The sequence below is a fragment of the Pseudomonas pisciculturae genome (assembly GCF_015461805.1).
GTDB lineage: Bacteria > Pseudomonadota > Gammaproteobacteria > Pseudomonadales > Pseudomonadaceae > Aquipseudomonas > Aquipseudomonas pisciculturae.
Window position 1 is genome coordinate 355,231 of sequence record NZ_JACVZE010000006.1, and the last position, 14,554, is coordinate 369,784.

13 protein-coding genes are annotated in these 14,554 nt (G+C 58.6%); 7 read left to right on the forward strand and 6 right to left on the reverse strand.

Annotated features, from left to right (window positions below):
- The first annotated feature begins 359 nt into the window (after nt 1–359).
- The 6 genes from ICY20_RS18790 (at nt 360) to ICY20_RS18815 (ending at nt 7,417) form a co-directional block, all read left to right on the forward strand.
- Nucleotides 360–2,786, forward strand: a complete 2,427-nt coding sequence (locus ICY20_RS18790; protein WP_194938308.1) for a GcvT family protein — start codon at nt 360–362, stop codon at nt 2,784–2,786.
- 76 nt (nt 2,787–2,862) lie between these two features.
- Complete coding sequence (locus ICY20_RS18795; RefSeq protein WP_194938309.1) at nt 2,863–3,612, forward strand: electron transfer flavoprotein subunit beta/FixA family protein; 750 nt, start codon at nt 2,863–2,865, stop codon at nt 3,610–3,612.
- Nucleotides 3,613–3,624: 12 nt separating this feature from the next.
- Entirely contained in the window at nt 3,625–4,557 is a 933-nt protein-coding gene (locus ICY20_RS18800) for an electron transfer flavoprotein subunit alpha/FixB family protein (RefSeq protein ID WP_159957000.1), read from the forward strand.
- Between the two features lie 79 nt (nt 4,558–4,636).
- The gene (locus tag ICY20_RS18805; protein WP_194938310.1) at nt 4,637–5,668 is read left to right on the forward strand and encodes a glycine betaine ABC transporter substrate-binding protein; all 1,032 of its coding nucleotides are present in this window, start codon (nt 4,637–4,639) and stop codon (nt 5,666–5,668) included.
- Between the two features lie 52 nt (nt 5,669–5,720).
- Complete coding sequence (locus tag ICY20_RS18810) at nt 5,721–6,593, forward strand: ABC transporter permease (protein WP_194938311.1); 873 nt, start codon at nt 5,721–5,723, stop codon at nt 6,591–6,593.
- Complete coding sequence (locus ICY20_RS18815; RefSeq protein ID WP_159956994.1) at nt 6,590–7,417, forward strand: quaternary amine ABC transporter ATP-binding protein; 828 nt, start codon at nt 6,590–6,592, stop codon at nt 7,415–7,417. Before ICY20_RS18810 ends, ICY20_RS18815 begins: the two co-directional genes overlap by 4 nt.
- Nucleotides 7,418–7,481: 64 nt before the next feature.
- On the opposite strand, the gene ICY20_RS18820 is transcribed toward ICY20_RS18815, so the two are convergent.
- The 6 genes from ICY20_RS18820 to ICY20_RS18845 all read right to left on the reverse strand — a co-directional run bounded on the left by ICY20_RS18820 (nt 7,482) and on the right by ICY20_RS18845 (nt 13,614).
- The gene (locus tag ICY20_RS18820; RefSeq protein ID WP_194938312.1) at nt 7,482–9,137 is read right to left on the reverse strand and encodes an electron transfer flavoprotein-ubiquinone oxidoreductase; all 1,656 of its coding nucleotides are present in this window, start codon (nt 9,135–9,137) and stop codon (nt 7,482–7,484) included.
- Between the two features lie 44 nt (nt 9,138–9,181).
- The gene (locus tag ICY20_RS18825; RefSeq protein WP_194938313.1) at nt 9,182–9,808 is read right to left on the reverse strand and encodes a YitT family protein; all 627 of its coding nucleotides are present in this window, start codon (nt 9,806–9,808) and stop codon (nt 9,182–9,184) included.
- A gap of 163 nt (nt 9,809–9,971) precedes the next feature.
- Nucleotides 9,972–10,988 (reverse strand): hybrid-cluster NAD(P)-dependent oxidoreductase, encoded by a 1,017-nt coding sequence (locus ICY20_RS18830; protein ID WP_194938314.1) that lies wholly within the window; start codon nt 10,986–10,988, stop codon nt 9,972–9,974.
- The gene (locus ICY20_RS18835) at nt 10,978–12,213 is read right to left on the reverse strand and encodes an aromatic ring-hydroxylating oxygenase subunit alpha (RefSeq protein WP_194938315.1); all 1,236 of its coding nucleotides are present in this window, start codon (nt 12,211–12,213) and stop codon (nt 10,978–10,980) included. The genes ICY20_RS18830 and ICY20_RS18835 overlap by 11 nt, the downstream gene beginning before the upstream one ends.
- A 42-nt stretch (nt 12,214–12,255) precedes the next feature.
- Nucleotides 12,256–12,546, reverse strand: coding sequence for a cupin domain-containing protein (locus ICY20_RS18840; RefSeq protein WP_159956984.1), 291 nt, complete (start codon nt 12,544–12,546; stop codon nt 12,256–12,258).
- A 204-nt stretch (nt 12,547–12,750) separates the two neighbouring features.
- A complete protein-coding gene (locus tag ICY20_RS18845; RefSeq protein ID WP_194938316.1) occupies nt 12,751–13,614 on the reverse strand; it encodes a TetR/AcrR family transcriptional regulator in 864 nt (287 codons plus the stop codon).
- 56 nt (nt 13,615–13,670) lie between these two features.
- On the opposite strand from ICY20_RS18845, the gene purU reads away from it, so the two are divergent.
- Nucleotides 13,671–14,543 carry a formyltetrahydrofolate deformylase gene (purU, locus tag ICY20_RS18850; protein WP_194938317.1) on the forward strand — a complete coding sequence of 291 codons (873 nt, stop codon included), beginning with the start codon at nt 13,671–13,673 and terminating at the stop codon, nt 14,541–14,543.
- The last annotated feature ends 11 nt before the right edge of the window (nt 14,544–14,554 follow it).

Here is a 14,554-nt window from a genome sequence, read left to right on the forward strand (position 1 = left end):
CTACAGCCCCGACGCATTTAAATCATGTGATTTATCTAGGTCGAGCCAGGAACGCCCAAACTGTCACCCTGACTGCGCGCCACTTATGGTAACGCCTGGCCGGGCGATGACTGGGGTAGGTGCACCTATCGTTACGTTTTGAGGCGTGCCAGCAGCGATCCAAAACGGGGCGCTAAGCATCGACTTGGCGCACTCTCCACCGATTCAAGGCTTTGTTCCCGGCATTGCTGGCATGCGCGCAGATATGACTTAGTCAAATCAACTACAGGCTCTTAAATTCGATCCATGCAAGGCGGGTGGTGTGAAACTAAAAGCGCCCCTGGTGAAGTGCTTTATGGGTTCTTTGAAGGAAGTCTGAGATGAAAACGAAAACTCAAGTCGTGGTGATTGGTGGTGGTGTCATCGGTTGCTCCGTCCTTTACCACCTGACCAAATTTGGCTGGCGTGACGTCATGCTGTTGGAGCGCAAGGTGCTGACAGCAGGGTCGACCTGGCACGCCGCGGCGGGCTTTCATACGCTCAACGGCGACATGAACATGGCTCGCCTGCAGAGTTACACCATCGAACTTTATAAAGAAATCCAGGAAGTGGGTGACCAGGATGTCGGCATCCACATTCCGGGCGGCATCAGCCTTGCCGCCACCCCGGAGCGCTGGGAGTTCCTGCGCACCGAGTACACCCGTCACAAGTTCATGGGCATCGACTCCCAACTGATCACGCCCTCCGAAATCGCGGCGGCCTGTCCCTTGGTGGATGTGACCGATGTTCTCGGCGGCTTGTGGTTCAAGGATGAGGGCCACCTTGATCCCTATGGCTGCACCCAGGCGTATGCCCGTGCGGCGCGCAAAAATGGTGCTGAGATTCACCAGCAGACCAAGGTTGACGCGCTCAACCAGCGCCCTGATGGCACCTGGGATGTGGTGACGGATCAGGGCGTTATCCATGCCGAACACGTGGTCAATGCGGCAGGCCTATGGGCGCGGGAAGTGGGGGCCATGGCTGGAGTCAAGCTGCCCCTGATTCCGATGGAACACCATTACCTCATCACCGAAGAAATTCCTGAGCTCAAAGCCTTCGGCAAAGAAATCCCGGTGATCGCCGACCTCGACGGCGAAATCTACATGCGCCAGGAACACAATGGCGTGCTGCTGGGGGTGTACGAGAAAAACTGCCTGCCATGGGCGCTCGACGGCACCCCGTGGAGCTACGGCGAGAGCGACCTGCTGGTGCCCAACCTGGAGCGCCTGGAAGATGCCTTGCTCAAGGGCTTTGAGCGCTTCCCTCTGGTGGGCGAGGCCGGTATCAAGAAAATCGTCAACGGCCCCTTCACCTTTACGCCGGACGGCAACCCAGTGATTGGCCCGGTGCGCGGCAAGCGTAATTATTGGGTGGCGGCCGGCTGCATGGCCGGTTTCAGCCAGGGCGGCGGTATCGGCTTGGCGTTGGCCCAGTGGATGATCGAAGGTGAGCCCCATGACAACGTGTTCGCCATGGACGTTGCCCGCTATCCGAACCTTACCCAGAACTACGTGACGGCCAAGGCCAAGGAGTTTTACGGCAACCGCTTTTACCTGGCCAAGCCCAACGAGCAATGGCCTGCCGGCCGCCCGCTGAAAACCACCCCGATCTACGAAGATCAGAAAAAAGACAATGCTATTTTCGGTGTCGGCTACGGCCTGGAAACGCCACTTTGGTTTGCTCCGCCTGGCGTTGAGGCGATAGAAATCCCGACTTTCCGTCGCTCCAATGCCTTTGAACACGTGGCCGCCGAGTGCAAGGCAGTGCGTGAGCATGTCGGTGTGTTCGATGCGGCGAGCTTTGCCAAATACGAGATCAGTGGCCCGCACGCCGCCGAGTGGCTGGACAGGGTATTTGCCAACCGCCTGCCGGACATCGGCCGAGCACGCCTGGCGCCGTTGTTGCTGGAGTCCGGCAAGCTCAAGGGCGACCTGACCATGTTGAGGCTGGCCGAAGACCGGTTCATGGTCACCGGCTCCGGTTACCTGCAGGAATGGCATCAGCGTTGGTTCGAACAGCATCTGCCAAGCACCGGTGTGTTGATCGAAAACCGCAGCGAAACCTGGATGGCCCTGGCGATTTCCGGTCCCAAAGCCCCTGCACTGTTGCGCGCCGCGTTTGGCCCGAACGTGCTGGACGGTATGGAGCGGGTACTCTCGGTGCGCGAGGTCGATCTGGGTTTCGCACCTGGGCGAATTGCGCGCATTGGCCTGTCGGGTGAGTTGGGCTTTGAGGTTTACGTTGAGGCGCAATACCTGCCGAGTGTTTACAAGGCGCTACTGGCCGCGGGTGAAGCCTTTGGCCTGACTAAAATCGGGGTATGGGCCCTGATGTCGCTGCGCTTGGAAAAGAGCTACGGCATCTGGAATCGCGAGTACGCCACGGACTATACCGCTGCCGAAAGCGGGCTGGACGCCTTCGTAGATTTCAACAAACCCGGCTTTATTGGGCGTGACGCGGCCCTGCGCGAGCGCGAAAAGGGCCCGTCTCGCCGCCTGGTTACGCTGGTGGTCGACGCTGTGGATGCCGATGCATCCGGTTTCGAGCCCATCTGGCTCGGTGACCAACTGGCTGGCTACACCACGTCCGGTGGCTTCGGTCACACCGTCGGCAAGAGCATCGCCATGGGCTACGTCGATGCCGACAAGATCGACACCGACGCTCAGTACGGGGTGGACGTGTTGGGCGATCGCCGCCCGGCACGCCTGATCCTCGATTGCACCTTCGACCCCTCTGGCGCACGCATGCGCGCAACCCTCAACGCCTGATTGTCTGGACATCACGGTCTGCGCTCTTTGTTAAGAGCGCAGCGCGACCGGCTACCTGAAATACGGAATCGAACCTATGAAAGTGCTAGTGGCTGTAAAGCGCGTCATTGATCACAACGTCAAGGTGCGCGTGAAAAGTGATGGCTCAGGCGTTGACCTGAACGCCGTCAAGATGAGCCTAAACCCCTTCGATGAGATTGGTATCGAAGAAGCGGTGCGGCTAAAGGAGCAGGGTATTGCGACGGAGGTGATCGCCGTGACCTGCGGCACCGACGCTTGCCAGGATGTGCTGCGCACCGCCCTGGCCTTGGGGGTTGACCGTGCCGTCCTCGCCCAAAGCGAGATTGAATTGCAGCCCCTGGCGGTGGCCAAGATCCTTAAAGGCCTGATTGCCCGCGAAGCCCCCGACCTGGTGATCCTGGGCAAACAAGCGATCGACGACGACTGTAACCAGACCGGCCAGATGCTCTCGGCGCTATTGGGTTGGGGGCAGGCCACGTTTGCCAGCCGCATCGAGACCGAAGAGGGCGCGGTGCGGGTCACCCGTGAAATCGACGGCGGTATGCAGACCCTGCGCTTGGTGCTGCCGGCCGTGGTGACCACCGACTTGCGCTTGAATGAACCGCGCTACGCCAGCCTGCCCAGCATTATGAAGGCGAAGAAAAAACCCATCGAAGTGATCGCCGCCGCCGAACTGGCTGCCGACCTTGCCCCTCGCATCAAGACCTTGCGCGTCGCCGAGCCGGCAACGCGCAAGGCCGGGGTGAAAGTAGCCAGCATTGCCGAGTTGATCGACAAGTTGAAAAACGAAGCCAAGGTCATTTGAAGGGGAACCACCATGTCTGTACTTGTTATTGCCGAGCATGATGCCGGCACGATCAAATCCGCTACGTTCAACAGTATCACGGCCGCCCGGTTGATCAGCGCCGACGTGCATGTGTTGGTTGCCGGTTTGTCTTGCGGCGCTGCCGCTGAGCAGGCCGCAACGCTTAATGGCGTCAGCCAGGTCCTGTTGGCCGATGCCGCGTCATTGCAGCATGGCCTGGCGGAAAACCTGGTGCCCTTTATCGTCAGCCTGGCGGCGGAATACGCCCACGTGGTTTTCAACGCGACCGCCCAAGGCAAGAACCTGGCGCCCTGCGTGGCAGCGCTATTGGATGTGGCGCAAATCAGTGACGTACTCAAGGTCATCGGCGCCGACACGTTTGAACGCCCCATTTATGCCGGCAACGCCATCGCGACGGTACAGGCGACCGATGCCAAGGTGGTCATGACCGTGCGCTCGACCGCCTTCGAGGCAACGACGCAAGGGGGACAATCTGTCCCGATCCTACGGGTGGCCGGCGGCGCTGAAGCTGGCACTTCGAGCTTTATCGGCGCCAATACACTGAGCAGTGATCGGCCCGAACTGATTGCGGCCAAGGTCATCGTCAGCGGTGGCCGCGCACTGGGCAGCAGCCAAAGTTATCAGCAGGTACTCACGCCGTTGGCGGACAAACTTGGCGCCGCACTGGGGGCCAGCCGTGCAGCGGTGGATGCCGGATACGCACCCAACGACGCCCAGGTAGGGCAGACCGGCAAGATTGTCGCGCCTGATCTGTACATCGCCGTGGGCATCAGTGGGGCCATACAGCACCTGGCGGGGATGAAAGATTCTAAGGTCATCGTGGCCATCAACAGCGACCCGGATGCGCCACTGTTTGGCGTCGCCGACTACGGCATTGTCGGCGACTTGTACGAGCTGGTTCCGCAGCTCACCGCCGCCCTGTAGTACGCAACCTGCAAGAAAAGTCGGTATGTGTCATGCGTGATTCATTGTCCATTCTAAAAGAGGCGCGATCATGAAAAGAGTGACCAAAGGCGTGAGTGTCGGGGTATTCCTGGCCGCAGGTTTGCTGGCCAACACGGCAATGGCAGCGACGGGAAACACGTGGTGCGACAACAACAAGATGGTGCGCTTCGCCGAAGTTGGCTGGGACAGTGGCAAGTTTGAAACCGAGATCATTCGGCAGTTGATGGAGCGGGGTTATGGCTGTCAGACCGAAACGGTGCCAGGGACTAATCCCATCACCATGGGGGCGTTGATCGGCGGCAAGCTGCAACTGTTTGTCGAGTACTGGCAGGGCCGCACAGACACGATGGAGCAGGCGGCAAAAGATAAAAAAATTCAGTTTATTGGGTCGCTGGTCAAGGGCGGTGGTATCGAAGGTATCTACGTGCCCGAGTATGTGATCAAGGGCGACCCCGTCAACGGCATCAAGCCAATGGCCCCCGACCTGAAAAGCGTCGCGGATTTGCCCAAGTACCAGGCCCTGTTCAAGGATCCGGAAGACCCGAAGATGGGCCGTTTCTTGAATTGCCCATCGGGCTGGAGTTGTGAAAAGGATAATAATCAGCGTATGAAGGCCTATGGCTTGACGACGACCTACAACAACTTCCGACCTGGCACCGGGGCGGCCTTGGATGCGGCTATCGCCGGTGCTTTTCAGCGTAAACAAGCGCTGTTGTTCAGTTACTTTGAACCTTCCAGCATCCTCGGCAAGTACAAGTCCATTCGCCTGGAAGAACCCACCTGGACTGAAGACTGTTGGAAAACCATCAACGGCAGCACGCAAGACAATCCGTGCGGCTCGGCTTCTCCGGCTACCAATTTGACCACGGCAGTCGCGATTGATTTTGCCGCGGCGAACCCCGGTCTGGTGGCATTGATCAGCAAGGTTGAACTGCCGATCACCACCGTCAACGAAGCCATCGCGGAAATGGCCGATAAGAAAATCCCGGCAGAAAAAATGGCTGAACAGTTTCTGCGCGACAACCCGTCGGTGTGGAAGGCCTGGGTGCCCGAGCAAATCGGCGCAACAATTCAAGCTTCGCTTAACTAACTGAGTACCAGGGCCAACCTTATCGTTGGCCCTGCTGCTTTTTGGAGTGACTATGGGCGGTATATTTATACCCTTGTCGGTAGAAGAGTGGATCAACCGCTTCTTCACAGCCGTCGTACAGGATTATGGAAGCTATTTCCAAGCGGTCAGCGACTTCGTCTTGGCGTGGGCCTTGTTACCGTTGGAGCAAGGCCTGCGCGCATTACCCGCCTGGACCATTCTCGCGCTGGTCGCGGTGCTGGCCTGGCTGGGCACGCGGCGGGTCATCACCACCCTGGCGTTGGTGGGGCTACTGTACCTGATCGGGTGCTTCGGCTTGTGGGACAAGCTGCTGCAAACCCTGGCCATCATGCTGCTGTCGACTTTTCTGACCATTGTGATTGGTCTGCCGGTGGGTATCTGGATGTCCCGTAGCCGTTGGCTGAAAGTGCTGCTGGCGCCGGTGCTCGACATGATGCAGACCCTGCCGACCTTCGTGTACATGATCCCCGTGTTGATGCTGTTTGGCTTGGGCAAGGTGCCGGCGATTATTGCCACGGTGATTTATGCGTTGCCGCCGCTGGTTCGGCTCACTGACCTGGGCATCCGCCAGGTGCCGTCGGACATGATCGAAGCTGGCCAGGCGTTCGGTTGCACACGCAGCCAATTGCTCATCCGCGTGCAGTTGCCGCTGGCCCGGCACAGCATCATGGCCGGCATCAACCAGTCGATCATGATGGCCTTGGCCATGGTGGTCATTGCGTCGATGATCGGCGCACGTGGGCTGGGCGAAGACGTGCTAGCCGGCATCAACAATCTGGATATCGGCAAAGGCATGCAGGCAGGTCTGGCCATTGTCATCCTGGCGATCGTCATCGATCGGATCAGTCAGTCCTTCGGGCGCAGCAAACGCGAACGTCGCATCAAGTCGGGTTACGGATCATGAGCACTGCGGTTCTGGAAGTTAAAGATGTTTTCAAGGTGTTCGGCGACGAGCCTGCGGCTGTACGCCGGGCCATCGAGTTGGCTAAAGCAGGCCATGACAAGCAGGCGATTATGGAGGGCAGTGGTTGTACGGTGGGTGTGAACAACGTCTCTATGACCATCAATAAGGCCGAAATCTACGTGATCATGGGCCTGTCAGGCTCGGGCAAGTCCACCTTGGTACGCCACTTCAACCGCCTGATCGAGCCCACGTCGGGGCAGATCCTGCTCCACGGCAAGAATATCCTTGAACTGTCGGACACCGACCTGCGCACTGTGCGCCGCGAACAGATCAGCATGGTGTTCCAGAGTTTTGCGCTGCTGCCGCACAAGACGGTGGTGGAAAACATTGCCTTTGGCTTGATGGTCCGCGGTGAAGACAAACGCCTGAGCGAACGCAAGGCGTTGCACTGGATCGACGGCAAGCTGGGGCTCAAGGGGTTTGGTGACAAGTACCCGGATGAACTCTCTGGCGGCATGCGCCAGCGTGTCGGGTTGGCGCGGGCACTGGTGGCTGAAACCGATGTGGTGCTGCTGGATGAAGCCTTCAGTGCCTTGGACCCACTGATTCGCAACGAGATGCAGGACATTCTCTTGGATATCCAGAAAGAGATGCACAAAACCCTGATTTTCATCACCCACGATCTCGACGAGGCGCTGAAGATCGGCACGCGTATCGCGATCATGAAAGATGGGCGGGTGGTCCAGGAGGGCACGCCTAACGAGATCATGAACCACCCGGCCGACGACTACGTAAGACGCTTCGTGGAAAAGCGCGGCCACTGATTCTCTCTTCCTTCAGGCTGCACGAGGTTTCCACTCCTTTGCTCGTGCAGTCCTTTTTTCGTGCCTACATGTTGGCGTAGTTAGGGCCACCTGAACCTTCAGGCGGTGTCCAGGTGATGTTCTGTGCCGGGTCCTTGATGTCGCAGGTTTTACAGTGCACACAGTTCTGCGCGTTGATCTGGAACCTGGGCAATGCGCCTTCCACCTCGACGATCTCGTACACGCCGGCAGGGCAATAGCGTTGCGCGGGTTCGGCGAACAACGGCAGATTTTTATCCAGGGGCATGCGGGGGTCCGCCAGTTTCAAATGAACTGGTTGGTTTTCTTCATGATGGGTATTGGAGAGGAACACCGAGGACAGCTTGTCGAAACTCAGCTTGCCGTCGGGCTTGGGGTAGTCGATGACCTTGGCGTCCTTGGCCAGCTGCAGTTGTAGATGATCGGGCTGTGTGTCACGCAGGGTGAAGGGTAGCTTGCCGTTGAACAGGTTCTGTTCGACAAAGTTGTAAGCGTTGCCCAGGTACAGGCCGTATTTGTGAATCGCCGCGCCGAAACTGCGACTGTTGTACAGCTCGTCATAGACCCAGCTCTGGCGGAATACGTCTGCGTAGTGAGTCAGTTCGGTACCGGCTGGCGTGTCTGTCACCAGCGCCTCGATGATGCACTCGGCGGCGAGCATGCCCGATTTCATCGCGGTATGGCTGCCCTTGATCTTGGAAAAATTCAAGGTGCCGGCATCGCAACCGATCAGCAACCCCCCGGGAAAACTCATCTTCGGCAATGCATTCAACCCGCCTTTCGTGATTGCCCGGGCGCCATAGGCGACCCGACGACCACCCGTGAGGTAACGCGCGATAACGGGGTGATGTTTGTAGCGCTGGAACTCATGAAACGGCGAGAGGTAGGGGTTGCGATAAGACAGATCGACGATCAGGCCGACCACGACCTGATGGCCTTCCAAGTGATACAGGAACGACCCACCGGGGTTGCTATCGTCCAGTGGCCAGCCTGCCGTGTGCACCACTAGGCCGGCCTCGTGCAGGCTGGGGTCAATGTCCCACACTTCCTTGATGCCGATGCCGTAGTGCTGGGCGTCGGCGTTGCGGGCGAGGTCAAAGTGTTGCTGCAGCTGCTTGCCCAGATGGCCACGACACCCTTCGGCGAACACCGTGTGGGTGGCTCTTAACTCCATGCCCGGTGTGTACTGGCCGGGCTTGGGCTGACCGTTCCGATCAATGCCCAGATCGCCCGTGACGATGCCGCGCACGATGCCGGCCTCATCAATGATCGCCTCCTGCGCAGTGAAACCGGGATAGATCTCAACGCCCAATGCTTCAGCCTGCTGTGCGAGCCAGCGACACAGGTTGGCCAGGGAAATAATATAGTTTCCCTGGTTGTGCATGGTCTTGGGGACGAGTACATCAGGCAGCTTTAGCGCACGTGCGGCATCTCTGAGTACGTAGAGCTCATCGCGCTTGACCGGCGTGTGCAGGGGCGCACCGGTGGACTTCCAGTCGGGGAACAGTTCGTCGAGCGCCCTTGGCTCGAAGATGGCGCCGGACAAAATATGTGCGCCTACCTCCGAGCCTTTTTCCACCACGCAGACAGACAGTGGTCTGCCCAATTGTGGTTCCATCTGTTTAAGCCGACAGGCGGTGGCCAGGCCCGCTGGGCCTGCCCCCACGATCACGACATCAAACTCCATGTGTTCACGCTGCACTGCACGTTCCTCTTGTTTTTTTTGGGTGTCGGGGCTCACCGCGCTCAGCTGTGGCCGAGATAACGGGAGGGTTTGAAGTTCAGAATCATCAGCACGTTAACCAGCACGCAGCCCAATAATGAGTACAGAACGGCACTCACCGGGGCGATCAGTAAGGCACTCAGGAGGATGGCTACGTCGATCGCCATCTGAGTTTTACCTGCATTGATGCGGTATTTGGCTTGCCAGTGCAGCACCAAAATGTTCACCCCGCCCAGGCTTGCACCATGCCTGAACACGATGATGAACCCCAGGCCGATCAAGCCCCCGCCCATCAGCGCCGCGAACAAGGGATGCAGTTCGTTGAACGAGACCCAGCGGGGCAACTGGTCGGTGAGCAAGGCCAGCGAGCTGATGGCGATCAGGGTACGGATGATGAAGGCCAGGCCCATGCGTTTGTAACCCAGCCAGTAGAAGGGCAGGTTGATAGCGAACAACGCCAGCCCGATTGTCCAGCCGGTGAAGTAGTGCGTGAGCAAGGCCAACCCGGTGGCGCCTCCGGTAATCAGCGTGCATTTAGCGTACATATTCAACGCTAGTGCGATCAGCGCGGTACCGATCACGATGGCTTGCGTGTCTTCCAGTAGGGTGTGCTTGTGCTCGATGGCGGGGGTTTTAAGTGCAGCTAACATGCGTCGACATCCGATGTATTCCGCTGGGACGGGAATAGTTGAAAGGTTCCCGGACGCTGCACCGCCCCACGGGCGGGGTTTAGCGCGACCGGTTCTTAAGCAGTCGGTGACCAGAGGTCGAAGTCTTCTTGTCGTTGTTTGTTGGGTGGGACGGCTTATCGGCCTACAGCTCAATGTCCAGGTCGGTCACCGGGCGATAACAGCACGCCAGTGCCCAACCTTGCTCCAGCTCGCCATCTTCTAGCCCACCGTCATCTTGACCGGTGACTTGCCCGTGCAATATTCGGACCTTGCAGGTGCCGCATATACCGGCCTCACACGAGTAGGGCACATAGACACCGGCTTCACGTGCAGCGTCGAGTAAGGTCTGGTCACCCCGGCAATGGGCTTGCGTGCCGTCTGCGGTAAAGGTGAGGGTGTAATGTTCGCGCTGTGCCGCCTCGTCCACTTCACCGAAAGGGTGCGTGCCGACCTCGAAGCTTTCCTGCTGATAGTGCGCGTGCGGAACGCCCAGTGCATGAGCCAGGGCCTGGACATGGCGCATGAAACCATCGGGGCCACAGCACAGGACTTGACGTTCGTGCAGGTCGGGAACCTGCGTTGCCAGCCCCGCGACCGTTAGCCGGCCGTGCTCACTGCTGGATCGCAAATGCAGCGTGAACCCTGGGTGGTGGGCGTAGCCACGCAACTCATCGATGAACAGCCACTCACTGGCTTCGCGGGCGCACTGGATGAACGCAATGTCCAGCGCGCAGCCACTGGCGACCAGCCAGCGCGCCATCGATAACACCGGCGTGATGCCGACGCCGCCCGCGAAAAACGCGTATTTTTCCGGGCGAGTGTCAGCGATATGGAACCTGCCCGCCGGGGGCAGCGCATGGATCCGCGTACCCGGCACCAGGTGCTGATGCAGCCAATTGGAGGCCAGCCCGCCGTCTTTGACCTTTACCGTAATCGCCAGTTGTTCCTGCGCGGTGTCGTCCAACGGCGCGGACGAGACGGTGTAGCAGCGGCGCACTGGCGCACCATCGATCTCCAACAGCAGGGTGATGAACTGTCCCGCCAGGTACGCGGGTAAGGTGCCGGGGATGACGGGCTTGAACGTGAACGTACGCACATTCGCCGTTTCCGGCGTGACGCCCGTGCACTCCAGCTCAATGGCGTTGGGATCAGCGACCATCATTGAGTCCTTCGCGCAGGGCGGCCAGGTACCAATCGATAAACGCGAGTACGCCATACTCAAAATATTGCGAGTAGGGGCCTGGTCGGTAGCTGGGAGAGTTAATGCCTAACTGATTGTTCTCGGCCAGCGTGCGGTCCTGGTCGTTGGTCGCGAGCCACACCTTGGTCAGTTTTTCCAAGTCGTAATCGACACCCTCAACAGCGTCCTTGTGCACCATCCACTTGGTGGTCACAGCAGTGCGCTGGGCATCTAACGGCAGCACGCGAAACGCCAGGGCATGGTCACCCAGCGCATGGTTCCAGGTGTTTGGAAAGTGCAGCAAGCGCACAGAACCCACGTCAAAGTCCGGCAGTTCACCCATCAGTCGTGACGAGGCGGGCTGGCCGTCCATGGTGAAGGACAAGCCACGCGCCATCGGTACCCGCACAATCTGCCAACCGCTATCGGCACCTTTGATCAGCTTATAGGGCAGGTTCTGGCCCACCCAGCGCTGTTCGTCTGCCTGGCTTTTTTGCACATAGGCCGGGCTGCATTTTGGATCGCTGGTGTCTTCCACTTCGGCAATCGTTTTGAGCAGTTCTGGGTGGCTACCGGCGCAGTGGTAGCACTCGCGATTGTTCTCGACCACTAACTTCCAGTTGGCGTTTTCAATGATGGTCGATTCGAACACCACTTTGGCGCTGGATAGCTGATGCGGCTGTAGGTAAGGCGCTATCCCGAATTTAAAGGCCTCGAACGGCGTCGGCTCAGCCGCAAAGTTGATAAAGATATAGCCCCCGACCGACTCGACGTGAATCGGGTTGAGCCCGTGCTCGGTCTTGTCGAAGTCGTCGCCCATTTCCTTGGCAAACAGCAATTTCCCCTGACTGTCATAAGTCCACTGATGGTACGGGCACGTCAGGTTGCGGGACTTGCCCTTGTCCGCGCTGCACAGGCGTGAACCCCGGTGGCGACAGGTGTTATGAAAGGCGCGCACAGCCCCATCATGACTGCGGATAATGATCGCAGAGGCTTCACCCAGATCCAGCTTGAACCACATCCCGGGTTCGCCGAGCTCGCATTCCAAGCCGGCGAAAATCCATTGTTTGAACCACAAGGCCTCCAGTTCGGCTTGGAACACCGTGGTGTCCTTATAAAACGCTTGTGCGAGTGAATAGCCTGGTCGATGTTCATTGATCAGGCGTTCCACAGGGGTGCCCAGGCAATCAGCGTTGGTGTTCATTCCTCACTCCTTAGGCCTGGCCGGGATGCCAGGCCGTTCTGATCAGCGGTAAATCACAATGGCGATGCAGCCTGTGGCAGACCAGGCGCGATGCGGTGTGCCTCGCGGGCGAATGCAATAGTCACCGGGCTGGTAGGTGCCGTGGTCATCCTCAAAGCAACCATCGAGGACAAAGATCTCCTCGGACTGGGTGGGATGCGCGTGGGGTTCGGTGCGCGTACCCGGTTCCAGCTTCATCAGGGCGGTGCACGCTGGGCCGGACGGAGGGTGCAGGGTTGCCTGCAACACGCCGGGGGTGGCTGTCGGCAGCCATCGGGTTGTGCTGAAGTCCATGGGGGCCAATCTCGTTGCGTCTAAGGGCGTTTTGGCCACCTTAGCCAGCGAGGGCAGGTTTGTTTCAGTCAAATCTGGCGGTGTGGATGCACTGGGCTTGAGCGTTAGCCGCGTGATAGCAGGGGGAGGGTGGTGGGCAGCAGGGCGCAGCGATCTAGCCGACTCGACATGGGAGAGTCATTCGTGGGATTGGCTTTGCTGGTACTAGAGAAGGCTGGGGATTGCTCCCAATCTTTTATAAATGGCGCTGTCTTTCTTGATGGCGGTGGGGGCTTTGAGCCCGGCCGAATTGACCTCCAAGTACAGTTCAAGCAAGGCGTCGAGTTGCTTGGCGTTCACGGCAGGGTCGCTGTCCAGATGTGCGCCGGCATTGGCCAGGTTCTGCACGATGCTGTTTACGCACAAGGCAAACCGATGGCGTGTCAATACCGGTGCAATCTCGGGGACGCTTTGTTCCATCAGTGTATTGAGCCTGCGCAAGGCATCAGTGGCGACGCGACTGTGAGCTTCGCGCCCCGTGCTCTCTTGCTCAAATTGCAGGTGGGCAATCAAGCGGATAGCCGCGTAGCCCCATTCCTCGGTTTTCATCAGCACGATATAGGGCATTGCCCATACGCGTAAAACGTCTTCCGTAAGGACCGGGGCCAAGCGGGCGCTGGCTTCCAGCGTACTGAGCGGGGCTTCACGTTGTGCGGTAAACCAGTCTTGGATAAAGCTGATTACCGCATCGACCAAACCCGGCTTATCGCCAAAATGATAGTGCGCAGCAGAGGTGTTCTTCTGGCCAACGGCGCGATTCACCGTGCGCAGTGAAACAGCCGCAATACCCTGCTCCGAAAAGAGATGCAGGGCGGTCAGGATCAGGCGCAGCTTGATGTCCTGCGGTGCAACGGTACGAGCCAAAGGTGCCTCCTGGATACGTTCGCGGCAAAGATAAGTCGCCGTCGGTGTTTTACCACGGTAGCCGCCTGAGGCGTTGTACTCCATGAGAATTGCGAACGTCAAACGTGCTTTTGCGTTGACTGAAATTAAGTCAGGTGAATTAATTGAGGCCTGGGTGAGCGCCAAGACTTTGGTCGCTCGGGCAACGATTCACGTGAATTCACGTCATCAGGAAACCGGTCATGACTGCAACGAACCATAGCGCTTCCGTCAGCTATCTCTTTACCTTCAAGTGCCCTGATCGCTTGGGCATCCTGGCCAAAACCACCGGTTTGCTTTACGACAATGGGGCGTTTGTGTGTGAGTCCAGTCACTACAGTGATCCGGACACCGAGATGTTTTTTGCGCGGATGGTGTTCAAGTCTCACGTGTTGAAAGTCAGCCTGGATCAGCTCAATGAACTGATGGCGGGCCTGGCGGCCGAGTTGGATATGGAATTCAGCATTCGCAGCCTGGAGCAGCGTCCGAAGATCATGCTGGCGGTCTCCAAGTACGATCACTGCCTGAATGTGCTCTTGACCAAGTGGCGCTCGAATGCGCTTGAGGTGGACATTGTCGGCGTGGTGTCCAATCACGATGATTGCCGTGGGCTGGTGGAGTGGTATGGCATTCCTTACCACCATTTGCCGGTCACGCCTGCCACCAAGTCCGCACAGGAACAACAGATTCTCCAACTGATGAACGACACCGACGCCGAAATGCTGGTGCTCGCACGCTACATGCAGATCCTCTCCGATGACCTCTGCCGTGCCCTGAATGGGCGTGCCATTAACATCCACCACTCATTCCTGCCAGGTTTCAAAGGGGCCAAGCCTTACCATCAGGCGCACGAGCGTGGGGTGAAGATCATTGGCGCCACCGCCCACTATGTCACCAGCGACCTGGACGAAGGTCCGATCATCGTTCAGGAAGTGCGCGCGATTGATCATAAATTCCGTCCACAAGACATGGTCCTGGTAGGGCACGACACCGAATCCATTGCGCTCTCCCATGCGGTGCGCCTGCATTGCGATGGCCGCGTGTTCATGAACGGTCATCGCACCGTGATTCTTTAACCCTGGCGCCT

Excerpts from the sequence above, each read along its gene's own strand:
- ICY20_RS18835 (WP_194938315.1), bottom strand. The coding sequence starts at position 12,213 with ATGAACACCAACGCTGATTGCCTGGGCACCCCTGTGGAACGCCTGATC.
- ICY20_RS18795 (WP_194938309.1), top strand. The coding sequence starts at position 2,863 with ATGAAAGTGCTAGTGGCTGTAAAGCGCGTCATTGATCACAACGTCAAG.
- ICY20_RS18810 (WP_194938311.1), top strand. The coding sequence starts at position 5,721 with ATGGGCGGTATATTTATACCCTTGTCGGTAGAAGAGTGGATCAACCGC.
- ICY20_RS18840 (WP_159956984.1), bottom strand. The coding sequence starts at position 12,546 with ATGGACTTCAGCACAACCCGATGGCTGCCGACAGCCACCCCCGGCGTG.
- ICY20_RS18815 (WP_159956994.1), top strand. The coding sequence starts at position 6,590 with ATGAGCACTGCGGTTCTGGAAGTTAAAGATGTTTTCAAGGTGTTCGGC.
- ICY20_RS18790 (WP_194938308.1), top strand. The coding sequence starts at position 360 with ATGAAAACGAAAACTCAAGTCGTGGTGATTGGTGGTGGTGTCATCGGT.
- ICY20_RS18800 (WP_159957000.1), top strand. The coding sequence starts at position 3,625 with ATGTCTGTACTTGTTATTGCCGAGCATGATGCCGGCACGATCAAATCC.
- ICY20_RS18825 (WP_194938313.1), bottom strand. The coding sequence starts at position 9,808 with ATGTTAGCTGCACTTAAAACCCCCGCCATCGAGCACAAGCACACCCTA.
- ICY20_RS18830 (WP_194938314.1), bottom strand. The coding sequence starts at position 10,988 with ATGGTCGCTGATCCCAACGCCATTGAGCTGGAGTGCACGGGCGTCACG.
- purU (WP_194938317.1), top strand. The coding sequence starts at position 13,671 with ATGACTGCAACGAACCATAGCGCTTCCGTCAGCTATCTCTTTACCTTC.